The 765-nt window shown below is 68.8% G+C and carries 1 protein-coding gene; it reads left to right on the top strand.

The annotated features are described in order from the left end of the window. On the top strand, window positions 1–765 hold a 765-nt coding region (locus ADK60_RS24065; protein ID WP_063783249.1), incomplete at both ends, for an acyl-CoA dehydrogenase family protein.

Here is a 765-nt window from a genome sequence, read left to right as displayed (position 1 = left end):
GGACTTCGATCTCTTCCGGATCTCCGAGGAGCACGGGATGCTCCGTGAGGCGGTGCGTTCGCTGGCGGAGGCGAAGATCGCTCCGTTCGCGGCGGAGGTGGACGAGCAGGGGCGGTTCCCGCAGGAGGCGTTGGACGCGTTGCAGGGCAGTGACCTGCATGCGGTGCATGTGCCGGAGGAGTTCGGGGGTGCGGGGGCGGACGCGCTGGCGACGGTGATCGTGATCGAGGAGGTGGCGCGGGTGTGCGCCTCGTCCTCGTTGATCCCGGCGGTGAACAAGCTGGGTTCGCTGCCGGTGCAGTTGTCGGGTTCGGAGGAGTTGAAGGCGAAGTACCTGGGGGCGCTGGCGCGGGGCGAGGGGATGTTCTCGTACTGCCTGTCGGAGCCGGAGGCGGGTTCGGACGCGGCGGGGATGAGGACGCGTGCGGTGCGGGACGGGGACTTCTGGGTGCTGAACGGGGTGAAGCGCTGGATCACCAATGCGGGGGTGTCGGAGTTCTACACGGTGATGGCGGTGACGGACCCGGAGAAGCGCTCGAAGGGGATCTCGGCGTTCGTGGTGGAGAAGGGCGACGCGGGGGTGTCGTTCGGTGCGCCGGAGCGCAAGTTGGGGATCAAGGGGTCGCCGACGCGTGAGGTGTACTTCGACAATGTGCGGATCCCGGCGGACCGGATGATCGGTGCGGAGGGGACGGGGTTCGCGACGGCGATGCGGACGCTGGACCACACGCGGGTGACGATCGCGGCGCAGGCGTTGGGGATCGC

Origin of the sequence: Streptomyces sp. XY431 (genome assembly GCF_001279805.1) — a bacterium.
GTDB classification, from domain to species: Bacteria; Actinomycetota; Actinomycetes; order Streptomycetales; family Streptomycetaceae; genus Kitasatospora; species Kitasatospora purpeofusca.
The sequence above is the reverse complement of the archived record's forward strand: the minus strand, read 5'-3'. Positions and strand labels throughout refer to the sequence as shown.